The organism is Lysinibacillus sp. VIII_CA, from assembly GCF_049943995.1.
Taxonomy (GTDB): Bacteria; Bacillota; Bacilli; order Bacillales_A; family Planococcaceae; genus Lysinibacillus; species Lysinibacillus pinottii.
The window spans coordinates 171,529-186,763 of the sequence record NZ_JBNFXM010000005.1; the positions used below are offsets into that span (position 1 = coordinate 171,529).

Sequence of the window (15,235 nt, forward strand, 5' to 3'; positions counted from 1 at the left end):
TAAAAACAGGTAAGGGCTAAGTTTAAATTTTGTTTAAAAAAGCCTAAAAAAAATCTGCGAGCCTTTACAGACCAAGCTTCGCAGATGGATTTACATGTTTTATTATAATTTTTGTACCCGATGGATCCGAACAAATATCCCAATCTAAATGCATGCCCTTTACCATAACATCTACAATTGATAAACCTATTCCTGCACCCTTTGCATTTGATTCATTTTTCATACCATTTCCATGATCCTCAATAATAAATGCCGTATAACTCGCTGTCGACTCTGTTTTCACACCTATGTATTTCCCGCTATTGGCGTGTCGTAGTACATTTTGGAAGAGGTTATCCAGTATACGGCCTAACCAAATGGGGTCTATATACCATTCATGATGCTCAAATGCTTGTAGCTCAATATCAATGGCAAAGCCTTCTCGTTCAAAAACGGGATACCAGGTCGTCAGGTGCTCTCGTACAAAACGAATAACATTGATTTCTTTCGGTTCAAATTTATATTTACTTGACATGAGCAATGTGTAGGACATTAAATTTTCAATTAAAGCATCAATATTCACTATAGATGTTTCCATCGCTCGTAATGCATGCGTACCTTCCTCTGACAATGCTTCTTTACTAATTGAGTAGGATTGAGCTCTTACCTTTGTTAAAGGTGTTCGCAAATCATGTGAGAGATTCGCAATCAGCTCCCGTCTTAGTTGCTCTTCTTTTTGCTGACGCTGTTTGCTTTCTCTCAGCTCACAAACCATCCTATTAAAACTATGCTCCAGTTGCCCAATTTCGTCTTTCTTTTTCACATGGATTTCAATAGGTAAACCATCTACATCCCGTATTTCCATGGCATCTTGAAGATATAAAAGTCTCTTTCGGATTCCTTTGAAAAATAACCAAGATACGACTATGAAAAATAGAATAATGGCTATAACGCCAAGAAATAAGAAGTTACCATAGTTTTCATAAATATTGATAAGTGGCGGATTAAATACGTTCCTTGGAACTTCTAAAACAATAAAGCCATTGGATACATCATCGCCCAAGAAGGAAATAACTGTAAATGGGTCTTCCCCATACCGCTGTTTTATGAATTTAGTAGTAAATGCGGGTGTCCACTTTGCTGGAAGCTCCTCCTGAACATTTACTGTAGTCAATAATGTCCCATCCTCACTTACCCAGAACATAGAAGCCGAAGGTAATTGCTCTTGCCACTTTTGAAAAAGCTGAGTAATGGCATCATTTGATACATTGCTTATATTTTTAGATTGTGCATGCCATTGTTTCTCGATTTCACTTTCCAAAAGTACCTCACTAGAAAACTCGCCCACCCCAGTCTTTGTAATTCCTAATACAAACATGGCTGTTACCATATAAGAAATTTGAACAATTGATAAGGCTAATATGATGATCAACATATATTTAGCTTGTAATGATTGGAAGAATTTCATAGTTTCACCCTATAACCAATCCCTCGAATCGTTTCAATAATCGTTGGCTTTGCGGGATTTGTTTCTATCTTTTCTCTTAAATATCGAATATGTACCATCAATGTTTTATCACCTTCGATATAGCTCTCACCCCAAACCCCCTCATAAAGTTGCTCTTTCGTTAAAATTTGATTGAGATGGCGAATGAAATACTGTAAAAGATAAAACTGTTTACCCGTCAAGAGAATTTCTTCTTCAGTCAATGTATTCATTATCCTCATATCTTTTGTATACATTTTAAGATGCTGTAGTTCCAACACATCATCATTTTTTTGATATCTTCTTAGTAATACTTCTAGCCTTGCTACTAATTCATCTGGATGGAATGGCTTTGTTAAGTAATCATCTGCGAAGTTCAAACCTTCTATTTTATCTTCGACTGCCGTTCTAGCAGATAGCATTAAAATCGGCAGTTCTTTATTTTCCCTTTTAATTCTTTTACCGATAGAAAAGCCGTCTAAACCAGGTAACATCACATCCAGTATGGCAATATCCTTTGAGGAAATATGTTGCTCCATACCGTCCCCAGACTCTAACCATGTTACTTCATAGCCCCTTTCAGTTAACTCTTTACTAACCCAATATCCTATTTCCTTTTCATCCTCTATGTATAATATACGAATCATTGTTTCACCCTCCTTATATCTATTCGAAAGCTATCCCAAAATACCATATTTTGCATTATACATTTATCTTAAATTGAAGTACAAGATAAATTCCATACTTGGTTATTATATGGTAATCCCCTACTTATTTTCTTCCTATTTTTTAACGTGAAAGTGAAAAAAACGCAACTTTTTACTAATTTAAAAAAGTTGCATCAGACTGCAGACAAACTCAATGAAATAAAGTAAAGCCGTTGATTTCCACTACGGGCGGACGCTTTCCGCGGGCGGGGTCGAGCTGCTTCCCTCGCTTCGCTCAGTCCAGAATCTCGACTTTCCCGCTTTTCCCACTGGAGTCAGCGCCCTTCGTTCCCATCAACTTCTAAATAAAGTACCCCACCTACATAGGGTGAAAAGTAAATTTTTGAGGTGATAATACATCGAAACCTTTGATTTGTACTAAGTGTCAAGCCTTTCCCAATGTACGGAAAGTAAGAATCACAAAAAACTCATTCAACTTCATATTTGGGAACTGTATGTGGAGGAAGCTGAACATTTACGCCATTCCTATGACATCAAACAAATTTATGCAAGCGTAAAGTAACGATTGAGCGTGTCTTTGCCGATGCAAAGGAAAAGCATGGTATGCGATGGACAACCTAGAGGTCTGAAAAAATTGTCCATGTAGGCGATGCTTACTCTTGCTGCCATGAATTTAAAGAAACTAGCTACTTGGACGTGGCTGGCGGTTTAAAAGAGTTCTTATACTTGAAGAGTCTGTTTTATGGGATATCAAATTACCATTTTTAAACATAATGAAAGAAAAAAAGTGACAAAAGGAATCGAGTGTGAACTTCTCAATTCCTTTTGTCGACAGTCTGACGCAACTTTTTATTAATTAAAAAAGTTGCGTTTTATGTTATAAAATAAAAAATAGACGCTCTTCTTATCTAAATTATCTATATCAATTATTGAATAATCAGCATATCGTTCTCATCGAACTGCCACATATCGCCGTAAGCAATTTCCCAATAGAAGCCATTCGGATCTTGGAAGTAGCCACTATAACCACCCCAAAATACAGTTTCAGGCTCTTTAATAATTTTTGCACCAGCCTTTTTAGCTAATGCAAAAATACTGTCCACCTCTTCTTTTGATTTACCATTATAAGCAAGAGTGATTCCGCCAAAGCCATGGTCAATTTCAGGTGGGTTAGCTTCATTAATATCTTTTGCCAATCTTTCAATTGGAAATAGTGATATTTTTGTCCCACCATTATTAAAGAATATAACATCAGGATTTGTTTCCTCTCCGTAAACTACAACCTCAAAACCTAGACCTTCTCGGTAAAAAGCGAGAGACTTCACCATATCTTTAACACCTAATGTAATTAAATTTAAACGATTCATCTTCAAAACCCCTTTTACAGTATTACTACATATATTCTCCATCGAACAAACATTTCCTTTTACTACTTAAATAAAGCCAAGATTTCCGTCTGTTCATTTTGTAGACAATTATCTTGCCACAACGACTAGTAGATATAGCCAATAAAGGTGCTTACTATTTTATTGGACAACTTTATTTATCTGATATTGAATAAGAGGCTGATGAATATTTTTATCCCTCTAGCCATTGTTAGCTCACAAAAGTTACCTCTACGTTTCTATGACACAAAAAAGTGCGTACTTTTTTTGAAGGTATGTTAGCAGCATAATGAAAAAGCAATAAGCAATCCAAACAATTGGAGGAATCGCAATGATTAATCATTTACAAGATACAATTACATTAAATAACGGTCTTCAAATGCCTGGTATGGGATTAGGTGTTTTTCAAGTAGCAAATGATGCTACTGCTGAAATGGTTAAAAACGCTATAGAAGTTGGCTATCGCAGCCTCGATACTGCCGCTATTTATGGCAATGAAGTAGGTGTCGGGGATGGCATTAAACAGGCGCTAGCATCGACTGGCTTAAATCGTGAAGATCTGTTTATAACATCAAAAGTGTGGAATGATGGATTAAGCTCTGATGAAACGAAGGCTGCCTATGAAGAGAGCCTACAAAAGTTAGGGTTAGATTATTTAGATCTTTACCTGATTCATTGGCCAGGTAAAGATAAGTTTGCTGAATCTTGGAAAGCTCTTGAAGACCTATATAAACAAGGTAAGATCAAAGCCATTGGCGTATGTAATTTCACTGTGGCACACTTGGAAAACTTATTATCATTTGCTCGTATTAAACCTGTTGTGAATCAGGTGGAATTCCACCCACGCTTACAGCAAGCGGAGCTTCGTTCATTCTGTAAAGAGCACCAAATTCAACTTGAAGCATGGGCACCTTTAATGCAAGGTGGGCTTCTTGAAGATGAAACGATTTCTAAAATAGCAGCAAAATACGGAAAATCAAACTCTCAAGTTATTTTGCGTTGGGATGTACAAAATGGCGTGATTACTATTCCTAAATCTGTGCGTAGAGAACGCATGATACAAAACGCCGATATCTTTGACTTTACTTTAACAGAAGCAGAGATGGCTATCATCAATGCGATGAACCTTGAACAACGTGTTGGACCTAATCCTGATGAATATGACTTTGCTCTATAAGCATTAACAAGGAAAAGAGACTGTCGCGTGTTTGACAGTCTCTTTTTCCCTCATTACGATGTTTGCTGCATAGCTATATCTTCGTCACGTTGTTTTAATAGTACATCTTCGCCTTTATCCTGTAATACTTCAACATGCTTCTCGCCCCAAGTACAAAGCATGTTTAAAATAGGCTCCATTCCTTGTCCATAAGGCGTTAAGGAATATTCAACTTTCGGCGGAACTTGATTGAAGACCTTTCGAAGGATCAATCCAGCTTGCTCTAACTCTCTTAATTGACTAGTGAGCATTTTTTGCGAGATTCCTGGAATTAATCGTCGAAACTCATTTGTGCGAATTTTACCATGGTGGTTTAAATGACAAAGAATGACTGGTTTCCATTTACCACCAATGACTTCAAGTGTAGCTTCTACACCAATATTATAAATTTTTTGCATTGTAAACCCCCCGTAATATTCAAAAGTAACCAAAAGTACTCTACATATCTTTTAGGTATGTATGAATATTACTATACATGATAAAAAAAATCAAAGGAGATATTAGTAGTATGTCACATTCAAAAAAGCCAAGTGCTAAATTAACTTTGCTAGCACTGGCAATCAGTGCTTTTGGAATAGGGTCCACTGAATTTATCAGTGTTGGGCTTTTACCGTTAATGACAGATGACTTCGGTATATCTTTAAGCACAGCCGGCTTAACTGTTTCAATATACGCATTAGGCGTTACTGTTGGAGCTCCATTATTAACAGCCCTAACATCTCGCCTTAGTCGAAAAACTGTTTTATTGCTAGTCATGACAATCTTTATAATTGGGAACTTAACTGCAGCTGTGGCACCAAATTTCTCGATTTTATTAATAGGGCGTATTATTTCAGCATTAGCACACGGTGTGTTTATGTCCATCGCTTCTGTCATAGCGGCAGATGTAGTTGAACCAAATAAACGCGCAAGTGCAATTGCCTTTATGTTTACTGGACTTACATTGGCTACTGTGACGGGTGTCCCATTAGGTACATTCATTGGACAAGTAACAGACTGGCGTATGTCATTCATATTTATTGTTACTATAGGGATAATTGGTTTAATAAGTAATGCTTTGTTAGTACCAAGCCAATTATCAAAAGGTAACCCAATCTCTCTTCGTGATATCGGTAAAGTATTAGGCAATATTCGAATGTTATTAATCCTTTTCATTACAGCAATTGGCTATGGTGGTGCCTTTGTGGTCTACACGTATGTTTCACCTATATTAGAGCAATATATGGGTTACTCACCACACGCGGTAGTTATTATATTAGTTGTCTATGGTATTTGCGTTGCTATTGGTAATACACTAGGAGGCCATTTTGCAAATCAAAATCCGCTTCGTTCCATCTTTATTATTTTTGTAGGACTTGCATTAGCTTTACTTGGTATTGGCTTTACTCTTGAATCGCCAATTATTGGGTTATTCATGGTCCTACTAATGGGCTTATTTATGTTCATGAATGTCCCAGGCTTGCAACTATATGCAGTTATACTGTCTGAAAAATATATACCATCAGCTATTTCAATGGCCTCTGCATTAAATATTTCTGCTTTCAATATCGGTATATTTTTAGGTTCCTATATGGGTGGTTTTATTATTCGTCATCAATCATTAGCACAAACGCCTGTATATGGATTCCTTATGGTTATGCTGGCAGCGGTCGTTACACTCCTATGGCTACTTTTTGATAAAAAGAATCAATAGGACTCTAAACTCTTCATTTTGTATAAAAAAGATGTAGAGAATATGTATTGTTTGTTTTTATATGGTATCCTATAATTTATTTGAATCAAACGAGAATGATTATCATTCTAAATTAAGATAAACATTTATCAGTTTTTAGTAAATTTATAGGAGTGAATAGCCATGCGTATCAGTCGATATTTTACATTTGTACTTATTCTTGTACTGCTGTTCGTTTTAAGTGCCTGTGGTTCAAATGAAACACAAACAAGTTCAGAGAGTGTGAATCCAACAAAAGAAGATACACGAGTTGTAGAGGATGAGTTTGGAGAAGTAACAATTCCAACAAATCCACAGCGAGTAGCAGCCATCTATATGGAAGATTATTTAACTGCCTTAGATGTCAAGCCTGTTGTGCAATGGTATCACCCTTCCTGGGGTAAACAAGATTATTTAGGCTTAGACGTACCTGAGTTTGACGTTACAGGTAGTCTAGAAACATTACTTCAAGCTAAGCCTGATTTAATCATTGTAGATGGTGCAGCAGATAAGGCAAAGTATGAAGAATATTCAAAGATTGCACCTACTTATCGCTTAAAAGAAGACATACTACAAGATCCACGTGAAATTGTGAAAACGATAGCTGATGTTTTAAATATCCCTGAGAAAGCGAATGAAATCGTTGATAAATATGAGGAACGTGTTACGAATTTAAAAGCTAAGTTAGAAGAATCCGTTGGTGACGAAACTGTTGCCGTTGTCCGCCTAAATGTGGCAGATAAAACGTTGGCATTATTCGGTATAAAGAATCGCTACACGGGCTACATTTATACGGAAGCTGGTTTAAATCCACATCCATTAGCTCGGGATATGACAGAGTTCCACGAGGTCTTGTCTGAAGAAGCTATTCCAGAATTAGATGCTGATCATATTATACTCTTCCCTTCAAATGGCACTTGGGAAACTGAAGAAAATCAAGAGGCGATTAAATGGTTAGATAGTACGCTTTGGAAAACAGTTCCTGCTGTAAAAAATGGACAAGTTTATATTGCTGATCGAACTTATTGGCAGTCTGGTGCCATTACTGCAAACCTACTAAAATATGATGATCTTGAGAAATGGTTCGTGAAATAATTTACAATAGAAAGCTCTTTAGGGGGCTTTCTTTGTGTTGTTTTCCAAATTTAAACTTTACTTAGGAGTGCGTGGACAATGGGTAATTTAATACAAATCTATTATTTACAAACTATTTCATATACTATTCTTTCAGCAGGTATGCAGTCATATAGCAATACATACTATTCTCTTTTCATCCTTATTAGTGGTAACGGAACACTTAAGACAAACCATGAAACTATCCACCTTATGAAAGGAAAATGTGTGATTATTCCACCTAATAGCCCTGTCGAAATTCACATTGCCGATGAGACACTCTGCTTTTACCAATTGACATTTAATACGATCTATCTTAGTGAAGCTCATTCTCCTACTAGTCTCTTTACAAGTGTTAGAGAACTACGTCTTCTTCCCTTCTCTCAATGCAATAGACTATTAGAAGCTATTTATCGGTGTCGTCAAACAAAAGATGAGCACACTGTTTTTGAGCAGCATGTTCGTTTCCAAGAATTGATATTATTTATTTTTGAGCAAAACCGAACGAAGCCTCTACAACAAAGTGATCGTCAATCTGTAGAGCAATCTATCCAATATTTGCACAACCACTTTGGAAAGGATTGGACTGTCGAACAGCTAGCAGAACTGGCAGGTGTACCAAAATGGAGTTACTCACGCATTTTTAAAGATATTACGGGACAAATACCTCTGTATTATTTAAATAGTATACGTATTGAAAAAGCCAAACAGTTATTAATGACAACGAATGATCGTGTATTTGAAATAAGTCAGTCTATTGGCTTTAATAATGAATACTATTTCAATCGTCGTTTTAAAGAGCATGTAGGTATTTCCCCAGGGCAATTCCGACGAAGTCAGAGCAATAATGTACGCGTATTCGCACCATTCTTAGAGGACTTCTTTGTAGCTTTAGGTATTACGCCCATTGCGCAATTCAGTCATTCCAAGTGGGGAAAACAAGACTATTTAGGTCTACAGGATGTGCCTGATATCGATGTACAGTATGGAAAAATGGAACACCTCTTTCACTATAAACCAACATTAATTATGTTAGATGCTGGTATAGAGCGTTGGGAAACCTGTCTTCATTTAAATAAGTTGGCCCCAATCTGTCACCTAAACAACCCTGGAGAGGACTGGCAATCGACTCTATTTAAAATTGCAGATTTAACAGGGAAAACCGCTATGATGCAAGATATTATTACGGAATATGAGGACAAGGTACAGAGGGCTCGAAAAATTCTAGGTAGATCCGTTTACGGACAAAGTGTGGCATTTCTTCGCATTTCAGCCATTGGCATTACACTGTATGCTGGCCCTGATTGCGGTTATACAGGGCCAATTCTATACCGTGACTTAGGCTTAACGCCTGATCCATTGGTGTGGAAAATACCGCTTAATCAGCGTAAAGCTCATCTGACTTCAAATCAGCTGCAACAACTAGACGCTGATCATTTGTTTATCACCTTCGACAAGCAACACTCCATTTATGAGAATGAAGAGCGTACTATTTTAACATCCTCTATGTGGAAAAACCTAAGGGCTGTTAAAAGAAACTGTGTCTATGAGGTGGATTTTTTAACGTGGATGAATTATGGAATCCTGTCACATAGCAAAAAAATAGATGATGTATTAAACGTTCTTGGCTAAAGAACAAAAGGGAAGCGCGCCATCGCTTCCTTTTTTAGTTTGTGTGGCATACCATTCAGCATAGTATATTAACACTTCAGTACAGGAATGGCGTTATTCAAACACCTAAAAAGATCATGATACATAAGATAAGATATCAGCTTCTGGCTAGGAGGAATTGATTTGTATTATAATCCTTATCCTTATTTTATTCACCCCTACCATTACCCGATACCATCGACAGACCATCAACTTGCAGCTAGAACCTTTTCACAACATTTAGCAATGCCGACTAGTAATAGTCCCTTTCCCCCTGTTGATACACAAAAATTAATATCTTCAGCTACGCGGATAAAGACGATTATGCAGCAGGCACAATTACTTACAGATAAAATTGATAGTTCTCAACAATTTGCACATGACTTAAAGAATGCTGCACAGCTTTCAAATAAAACAGAGGTCGAAAAATTAATTACATCCACAGGCATTACTACAAAATTTGAAACCAACTATACACCAGATAATTTTAGAATACAGCTTATGGATAGTGCCTGCTGTCGAGTAACGTTAATTTTGAATTGGTAAGTAAATTAATTTTAACCCTGTAATCCTATCAAAGTTGTAAACTATAAAAATATATGTTAAAGTATTTATACTATTATTTCTGAAAATTCTTATATCCTATTTCTTATCTAGAGAGACGGAGGGATCGGCCCGATGAAGTCTCAGCAACCAGCTCAAGCAGTATGGTGCTAATTCCTATTGGCAAAATTTAAGCCTGAAAGATGAGAAGACGCACTACCTATGTTTGATTCCGGGAGTCCTCTTCGATTGAGGACTCTTTTTTTATTGACTACTACTTTTAGAAAGCAGGGAATTTAATGTCTAACGAACTTTTACAAGCATTGCACTTACTAAAATCAAAACAATGGGTCGATTTGACACATACCTTCGGCCCAGACTCACCTCATTTTTTCATGTTTGAAGATGCTAAATTTGAAACATTATTCTCGCATGATGATGGATTTTTTGCACAGCAGTTTTCTTTTCCTGGACAATATGGAACACATATTGACCCACCCATTCACTTTGTAAGAGATACTCGATTTCTAGATGAATTAGCACTAAAGGAGCTTGTTCTTCCGCTTATCGTCATTGATAAATCACAGGAGGCTGCTAGTAATCATGACTTTACGCTCAGTGTACAAGATATTCTAGAATTCGAGACACACTATGGACAGATTGAAGAAGGTACATTTGTGGCACTGCGAACAGATTGGAGTAAGCGTTGGCCAGATAAAGAGGCATTTAGTAATAAAGATGTCAATGGAGATAATCATCTCCCAGGTTGGGGCTTGGAGGCCTTACAATTTCTATTCAAGGAACGTAAAGTAAGTGCAATAGGTCATGAAACTTTTGATACTGATTCTGCCACTGATTTTCGTCAAAGTGGCCAATTAGTTGGTGAATATTTTGTCCTCAATCAAGACACTTATCAAATTGAGCTCATGACTAATTTAGACAAGCTACCTCCTATAGGTGCTATTATTTTTAATATAGTACCCAAGCCTGAAAAAGCATCTGGATTCCCTGTACGTTCATTTGCCATATTGCCATAACAAAAAGTCGGTAGGAATCCTACTGACTTTTACTTTTGTACGTTTCTTTTTTTAAATAAATAATAAATAATTAACATGACTAGGACAAACAGCAAGATGACGTACATACTGTAATGAGATAAATAGTAACCGACGAATCGCCATTTCTCTCCTAGCACTTTTCCTAAGGTTATAAATGTAAAAGTCCATATAAATGCCCCTGTATAAGCAAAGAAAGCGAATTTCCTATATGGATAATTATTGATAGCGGCGATATAGGCTGTTAGATGGCGTACACCAGGAATAAAATAGCCAGCAATTAATAAAAAAGGCCCCACTTTCATAAACATTTTTTTAGTAAATTCAATTTTTTGCTCAGTTATATGAATCTTTGGCCCATATTTCTGCAAGAGCGGTAAGCCAAATCGACGGCCGATATAGTAGCTTAAAGTAATCCCCCCCATTGCGCCAATCAGAGCACTTACTAAAGCTGGGATATGTCCAAGGCTTTCTCGATAAACACTATAGCCTACATAAGTTAAAAATACTTCATCGGGAAGTGGCAACCCAACAATGCCTCCAATTAGGATCACGATGATGCCAAAATACCCGTAATGTTCAATTAGAGATTGCACATGCTGCGCCATTTTTCATCCCACCTAATACATTGTTCTATATACTCATAACTGTATACCAAAAGAGTCTCTCAAGCCTCCACTTTACTTCCTTTCCATGTCGTTAAATAATGTGCAGCTTTCGTAAAGCAAAATCTATGCCACCTTCAATGGATTTCTTTGTAACAAAATCTGCAACATTTTTTAGAGCTTGGCTCCCATTCCCCATAGCTACCCCAAGGCCAACCAGCTCTAGCATATCTATATCATTCTCTCCATCTCCAAAAGCTATGGCATCCTTAGCATTAATCTCAAAATAATCAAGTACAGCCTTTACGGCTATCGACTTGGACACATCTTGCTGTAAAACATTCACAATATAAGGATGCCATCGTTGCCGTAATATATTCGAAAATTGACGAGCTAATCTTTTTTCAGCCTGTTCATCAGCATAAAGGCACATAAGAAAAACCTCTTCATCCATAATGCTTTCTTTTCTAACTGGAAAATCACATAAAGACAATGTCTCTTGCATCGCGCTTAAGGCTAATGGATTTTGTATATCATTCATCGTAAGTTGTTCTGTAAAAAATGTTAAGGAATGCTGATGTTGCTGTGCAAAAGCTTGAACATTTTGAACAATGCCCTTCTCAATCGGAATTTTATGTATCACAACATCCTTGTGTTTCACATATGCCCCATTCGCCGTAATAAAGGTTTCAATCCCTAAATTTTTCAGCTCTTCACACATGGACAACGGTCTTCCTGTCGCAGCCACAAGATAGATTCCCTTTTCCTGTAATAGTCGAATAGCCTGCCTCGTACTTTCCTCCACAGCACCATTCTCATAATTGATTAGTGTACCATCCACATCAAAAAATACTATTTTATACGTCATCTGCTCCACCCTCTCATAGTAAACTTTTGAACTATACAATTCGAACTGTCCATTAAATAAATTGTACATAATTCGACAAACTTTTCGGTAACTATATAACTTACTTTAACTACACCGATAAATACTATTACAAGCACATTTCTAATGATATTTAACTAAAAAAACGAGTATTATTTTTAATTTTATAATTCCAAAGGAGTATACCAAAGAACACAGAATTGTTAAAATGGAAGATAATGAATTAAATACATTGAACGATTATTGATTACGTATAAATAGAACAAAAGAAATAATATTATTGAGCATGCAAAGGAGTTGATTCTTATGGCATTTAACATCTACTACTATGAAAGTAGCGTAGATTGTAAATTTTGCAAAAAGCATTTTACAACGTATAAAGTACGCCCAAATCGATATAAAATTATCGAGGAACAAACAGATTTCATGCCCGTCTATGATGGTCTTAACCCTTTGCTGTATGAAGTTGCCGTGTGCCCACATTGTGGCTTTGCCTTCCATAAATCCATGACACGTACATACGGACCTTTCATGCAGCTTATAGATGAACTATACATTAAAGAGCTACAGAAACCTATGAGTATCTGTCAAGAGCGTACAATCGATGATGCCATTATAAGCTTTAAGCTTGCTTACTTAGTATCTCGCGCATCAATGGAAGAATCGCTTTTGATGGCTAATTTCGCCTTAAAAATTGCCTGGTTATATCGTATAAAAAACGATGAAGAATCAGAAAAACGCTACCTTTTTGCCGCTAGAGATTTTTACAGTAAATCATTTGCTTCTAATCAGGAAGGTGGAGAGCGAATTCAATTTTTACATGCCGAGCTAAGCCTCCGACTTGGTGATATGACAGAAGCTAAAAAAGGATTTTCAAGGTTAATTGCTGATAGGAACGTCTCGCCAAAATATCGAAAGCTAGCACGTAATCGTTGGGAAAATTATAAATATGATGAACAACCTATAACAGTTAATGAAAGCATTCATTGATGTATCGAGGAGATGACTAGTTATGTTGCTATTTCAAAAAAAGATAGATGTGAGAGAAGAGGATATCTTTTCAGAGCTACATCACTTTTTATTAAGAAAAAATAATCGTTATTTAACAAACGAAGAGGTCGTGACTTTGACAGGTGTATCATCTGAGCTACTGTACAAATGGGTCAAAGCCGGAAAATTAAAAAATTCCATTTTCCCAAATTTAGGAGCACCTTGTGAAAGATGTGGGCAAATTACTCAAGCGAAAATTTGCGTGAGCTGCTCCTCCTCTATTATTGGCACCCTAAATCAAGAGGAAAAGGATCGGGCATGGTTTAACCAAATTCAACGTAACCATGTTAGAGCTAGTACGTATCATTATAAATAGCTATTGAGCATCCCCATTTGTATTTCTTGCCTTACAAATGGAGATGCTTTCTTTTTTATAATCAGTCCAAATTTAAACAAAATTTAAACAAACTTCTCCTATGCTTTAAACTTAGCCCCTTATACTTAGGAGATTAACATAAAGAAAAGGGCTGATTCTTAATGAAAAGTTATAGAAAATGGAAAGCTTTATTAAACACAGCACTGACAGGCTTAATCGTATTTAGTGGTATAGCAAGTGCTTCAGCGGCTACCCCTGCGTTAAAGGAGCAGGAAAAATACGGAGTGGTTCAACAGGCTAGAACTACTACTGAAACATTAGAGGATTGGAAAAAATGGATGAATGATCATGCTTACAGCTTGACTTCCATTGAGCCAGAGCCAGCTAGTTCGCAAAAAATCCCTTCTAATAAATTCGAGGATTTAGAGATGCTCAAGCCGATATTACACGATAAACGCATTGTTTTTTTAGGAGAAAGCTCTCATGGAGTGGCACAGTTTAATCTCGTTAAAACACGTTTAATACAATTTTTACATCAAGAAATGGGTTACAATGTTTTAGCCTTTGAAAGTGGTCTTGGCGATGTCATGAATGCCCAAGGAAAAATTGACAAACAAGCTGCTCAACAAACAATGAAGGATGCTATTTTTGGAGTATGGTGGACAAAAGAAACTTTACCTCTTTTTGAATATGCAAAAACAACTCAAGCTACAGAGAAGCCTCTTGTTCTAGCAGGCTTTGATATTCAACAGCAAGGGGCATTTACAAATGGGGATTGGTTGCAAACCCCACAATTGGCTAAGCAGTTTAGGGATGCGGAGAAGCAACTCGCGGAGTGGAGCTCTAGCAAAGATCTAAAAGGCTACCAGAAAGAAAAAACAGCTATTATCAATGTATATAAACAAGTAAAATCTCAAGTTCAACAGAAAGAAAAAGAGCTTCAAAAGGTTTATCCGAATGAACTTCAAATAGTAAAATTGATGGAGCGCACTTTAGCAGACCGTATCCGTTTGGCAGACGAATATGTAGAGCTAACAATTCAGTCCAACATCGAGATGGAGCAAAATAAATATGATTCATTTTTAAAAACAATGGAGTGGCGTGATCAGGCAATGATGGAGAACTTACTTTGGCTAGCTGAGGAAGTTTATCCAACCGAAAAGTTTATCGTTTGGGCGCATAATGACCATATTCGTAAGGCACAATCAGACGTAATGGGCTCCCCATATCCAGTTAAATTAATGGGTGAACGTTTACCGGATATCTACAAAAAATACAGCTATGTATTAGGTCTATATATGACAAACGGAGAGACTGCCAATAATATGGGCGAGACGATGGCCGTTTTACCACCTATAAAAGGATCCATAGAAGATATTGTATCGTCAGTCAACGAACCTTACACATTCATTGATTTACGTAATCGTCAAAATGAACGTGGTAACTCATGGATGTTTGAACCTCGCTTATCCTATAGCTGGGGAGTTATCCAAGAAAGTCTTGTTCCACGAGATCAATACGATGGTATTCTTTTAATTGATAAGGTGAATAAACCCACATATGTAAAATAAC

At 36.8% G+C, this 15,235-nt stretch carries 15 protein-coding genes, 1 pseudogene and 1 riboswitch; of the genes and pseudogenes, 10 read left to right on the top strand and 6 right to left on the bottom strand.

Annotation, left to right across the window (positions count from 1 at the left end):
• Window positions 1-64: 64 nt before the first annotated feature.
• Both ACP3VS_RS09680 and ACP3VS_RS09685 read right to left on the bottom strand, forming a co-directional pair.
• Window positions 65-1,447 (bottom strand): sensor histidine kinase, encoded by a 1,383-nt coding sequence (locus ACP3VS_RS09680; RefSeq protein ID WP_099805384.1) that lies wholly within the window; start codon window positions 1,445-1,447, stop codon window positions 65-67.
• Window positions 1,444-2,112 carry a response regulator transcription factor gene (locus tag ACP3VS_RS09685; RefSeq protein ID WP_426388580.1) on the bottom strand — a complete coding sequence of 223 codons (669 nt, stop codon included), beginning with the start codon at window positions 2,110-2,112 and terminating at the stop codon, window positions 1,444-1,446. The genes ACP3VS_RS09680 and ACP3VS_RS09685 overlap by 4 nt, the downstream gene beginning before the upstream one ends.
• A gap of 419 nt (window positions 2,113-2,531) precedes the next feature.
• Between ACP3VS_RS09685 and ACP3VS_RS09690 the strand changes: the two are divergent.
• Window positions 2,532-2,845 (top strand): annotated as a pseudogene (locus ACP3VS_RS09690) (transposase); the annotation flags it as partial.
• A 214-nt stretch (window positions 2,846-3,059) separates the two neighbouring features.
• Here ACP3VS_RS09690 and ACP3VS_RS09695 read toward each other — a convergent pair.
• A complete protein-coding gene (locus ACP3VS_RS09695; RefSeq protein WP_012295953.1) occupies window positions 3,060-3,500 on the bottom strand; it encodes a VOC family protein in 441 nt (146 codons plus the stop codon).
• Window positions 3,501-3,849: 349 nt separating this feature from the next.
• Here ACP3VS_RS09695 and ACP3VS_RS09700 point away from each other — a divergent pair, with 349 nt between their 5' ends.
• Window positions 3,850-4,695, top strand: coding sequence for an aldo/keto reductase (locus ACP3VS_RS09700; RefSeq protein WP_036164948.1), 846 nt, complete (start codon window positions 3,850-3,852; stop codon window positions 4,693-4,695).
• Window positions 4,696-4,748: 53 nt separating this feature from the next.
• Here the strand turns inward: ACP3VS_RS09700 and ACP3VS_RS09705 are convergent, their stop codons facing one another.
• Window positions 4,749-5,132 carry a winged helix-turn-helix transcriptional regulator gene (locus tag ACP3VS_RS09705; protein WP_012295955.1) on the bottom strand — a complete coding sequence of 128 codons (384 nt, stop codon included), beginning with the start codon at window positions 5,130-5,132 and terminating at the stop codon, window positions 4,749-4,751.
• A 110-nt stretch (window positions 5,133-5,242) separates the two neighbouring features.
• On the opposite strand from ACP3VS_RS09705, the gene ACP3VS_RS09710 reads away from it, so the two are divergent.
• From ACP3VS_RS09710 to ACP3VS_RS09730, 5 genes are all read left to right on the top strand, one after another.
• Window positions 5,243-6,427 carry an MFS transporter gene (locus tag ACP3VS_RS09710; RefSeq protein WP_426388581.1) on the top strand — a complete coding sequence of 395 codons (1,185 nt, stop codon included), beginning with the start codon at window positions 5,243-5,245 and terminating at the stop codon, window positions 6,425-6,427.
• Window positions 6,428-6,589: 162 nt separating this feature from the next.
• Window positions 6,590-7,540 carry an ABC transporter substrate-binding protein gene (locus ACP3VS_RS09715; protein WP_197150583.1) on the top strand — a complete coding sequence of 317 codons (951 nt, stop codon included), beginning with the start codon at window positions 6,590-6,592 and terminating at the stop codon, window positions 7,538-7,540.
• A 78-nt stretch (window positions 7,541-7,618) separates the two neighbouring features.
• Window positions 7,619-9,190 (top strand): AraC family transcriptional regulator, encoded by a 1,572-nt coding sequence (locus tag ACP3VS_RS09720; RefSeq protein ID WP_426388582.1) that lies wholly within the window; start codon window positions 7,619-7,621, stop codon window positions 9,188-9,190.
• Window positions 9,191-9,352: 162 nt separating this feature from the next.
• Window positions 9,353-9,754 carry a hypothetical protein gene (locus ACP3VS_RS09725; RefSeq protein ID WP_031416640.1) on the top strand — a complete coding sequence of 134 codons (402 nt, stop codon included), beginning with the start codon at window positions 9,353-9,355 and terminating at the stop codon, window positions 9,752-9,754.
• A 100-nt stretch (window positions 9,755-9,854) separates the two neighbouring features.
• Window positions 9,855-9,961: riboswitch (SAM riboswitch) on the top strand.
• Between the two features lie 89 nt (window positions 9,962-10,050).
• Window positions 10,051-10,788 (top strand): cyclase family protein, encoded by a 738-nt coding sequence (locus ACP3VS_RS09730; protein WP_426388583.1) that lies wholly within the window; start codon window positions 10,051-10,053, stop codon window positions 10,786-10,788.
• 29 nt (window positions 10,789-10,817) lie between these two features.
• Here ACP3VS_RS09730 and ACP3VS_RS09735 read toward each other — a convergent pair whose 3' ends face one another.
• Together ACP3VS_RS09735 and ACP3VS_RS09740 are read right to left on the bottom strand one after the other, a co-directional pair.
• Window positions 10,818-11,414, bottom strand: a complete 597-nt coding sequence (locus ACP3VS_RS09735; RefSeq protein ID WP_031416642.1) for a DedA family protein — start codon at window positions 11,412-11,414, stop codon at window positions 10,818-10,820.
• A 91-nt stretch (window positions 11,415-11,505) separates the two neighbouring features.
• Window positions 11,506-12,279 carry a Cof-type HAD-IIB family hydrolase gene (locus ACP3VS_RS09740; RefSeq protein ID WP_031416644.1) on the bottom strand — a complete coding sequence of 258 codons (774 nt, stop codon included), beginning with the start codon at window positions 12,277-12,279 and terminating at the stop codon, window positions 11,506-11,508.
• 324 nt (window positions 12,280-12,603) lie between these two features.
• On the opposite strand from ACP3VS_RS09740, the gene ACP3VS_RS09745 reads away from it, so the two are divergent.
• The 3 genes from ACP3VS_RS09745 to ACP3VS_RS09755 all read left to right on the top strand — a co-directional run bounded on the left by ACP3VS_RS09745 (window position 12,604) and on the right by ACP3VS_RS09755 (window position 15,234).
• A complete protein-coding gene (locus ACP3VS_RS09745; protein WP_012295964.1) occupies window positions 12,604-13,287 on the top strand; it encodes a DUF2225 domain-containing protein in 684 nt (227 codons plus the stop codon).
• A 22-nt stretch (window positions 13,288-13,309) separates the two neighbouring features.
• A complete protein-coding gene (locus ACP3VS_RS09750) occupies window positions 13,310-13,663 on the top strand; it encodes a hypothetical protein (RefSeq protein WP_012295965.1) in 354 nt (117 codons plus the stop codon).
• Between the two features lie 161 nt (window positions 13,664-13,824).
• Window positions 13,825-15,234, top strand: a complete 1,410-nt coding sequence (locus ACP3VS_RS09755; RefSeq protein WP_426388584.1) for an erythromycin esterase family protein — start codon at window positions 13,825-13,827, stop codon at window positions 15,232-15,234.
• The last annotated feature ends 1 nt before the right edge of the window (window position 15,235 follow it).